A 1,523-nucleotide genomic window follows, 5' to 3' on the forward strand; every position below is an offset into this window, starting at 1 on the left:
CTCGAGGCCGGCGAGCCCGTCATCGTGCCCCTCGTCGTCACGGTCCCTGAGGCTGGTACGTACGAGATCGCGCTCCTCAACGAGCCGATGAACGTCGACAACCGACCGGTCATCGTCGAGGTCTTCAACGGGACCGTCCCCGACGTGCTCACGGGCGACACACCGTTCGTGTTCGTCGCCAACGAGGGTGATGATCTCACGGGTCGGTTCTCCGTCCGGGTCTCGCTCGGGACGGCCGTCAACGAAGAGGGCTCTGCTGCTACGGAGGAGGTCGCTCTCCGCGTCTGGCCGAACCCGTCCGCTGGCCGCACCTCGATCGCCCTCGAGGGGATGTCGGGTGACGTCCGCGTCGCGCTCTACGACCAGCTCGGTCGTGAGGTCGCCGTCTTCCATGACGGGGCAGCAGTCGGCACCATCGAGGCCGCCATCGAGGCCGGCGAGCTCGCACCTGGCGCCTACGTGCTTCGTGCTACCACTGACGGCGAGGTCTTGACCCGGTCGTTCACGGTAGTCCGCTAGAGACAGCCAAAGTCGAATCGAGAGGCCCGTCCCGTTGCAGGGGCGGGCCTTTTTTCGTTCGCGCATCCAGGAGCACACGGACACGTGCACGGTTTGCGATTCCTTCACGAGCTGGGTTTCTTGGGACGCCCCTCTGCTCACCCATGGACCTCACGCCGGTAGCCCCGCTCGCCCCGATCCCGTTCACCTCGTCTCCGCGCCCCACTCTGGGCGTCGAGATCGAGCTCCAGATCGTGGACCCGATGACCTGCAACCTCAAGCAGGGGTCGGTGGACCTGCTCGACCGGTTGGGCAACGACCACCCGAAGATCAAGCAGGAGCTCACGCAGTCGACCATCGAGGTCATCACGGGGATCTGCGACGACGTGGACCACGCCCTCGAGGACCTGGGCGGGTCACTCCGAGAACTGTACGAACTGGGAGACGAGCTTGGTATGACCTTCGCGTCGGCCGGGACTCACCCGTTCGGGCAGTGGCGAGATCAAAAGGTGTTTCCCAACGACCGCTACCAGGACCTGGTTGACAGGATTCAGTGGCCGGCCCGGCGCCTGCTGATCTACGGCCTCCACGTCCACGTCGGCATCTCATCCGGGGAGAAAGCGATCGCGGTGTCGAACGCGCTCGTGTCGTACCTGCCGCACCTGCTCGCGATCTCGGCTTCGAGTCCGTTCGTCGACTTCGAGGACACGGGCCTGGCCTCTACGCGCTCCAAGATCTTTGAGGGCATGCCGACGGCGGGTCTGCCGTACCGGCTCGCGAACTACGGCGAGTTCCAGAAGTTTATGAACACCCTGGTCCGCGCCGAGGCGATCCAGTCGATCCGCGAGATCTGGTGGGACATCCGGCCCCATCCGAACTTCGGCACGCTCGAGATCCGTATCTGCGACGCGCCCTCGACCATGAAGGAGCTCGCAACCTTGGTCGCGCTCGTTCAGTCCCTCGTCGTCGCCATCGGCGACCGGTACGATCAGGGCGCCCCGATCCAACTTCTCAAGCCCTGGATC

2 protein-coding genes are annotated in these 1,523 nt (G+C 65.1%); both read left to right on the top strand.

Annotation, left to right across the window (positions count from 1 at the left end; translation table 11 throughout):
- The coding region (locus WBA11_RS18295; protein ID WP_424522071.1) for a T9SS type A sorting domain-containing protein at nucleotides 1-519 on the top strand (519 nt) is incomplete at its 5' end.
- 143 nt (nucleotides 520-662) lie between these two features.
- Nucleotides 663-1,523, top strand: an 861-nt coding sequence (locus tag WBA11_RS18300; protein WP_424522072.1) for a carboxylate-amine ligase, incomplete at its 3' end; no start/stop codon positions are given.

This window comes from Rubrivirga sp., from assembly GCF_049648075.1.
Classification (GTDB): Bacteria; Bacteroidota; Rhodothermia; order Rhodothermales; family Rubricoccaceae; genus Rubrivirga.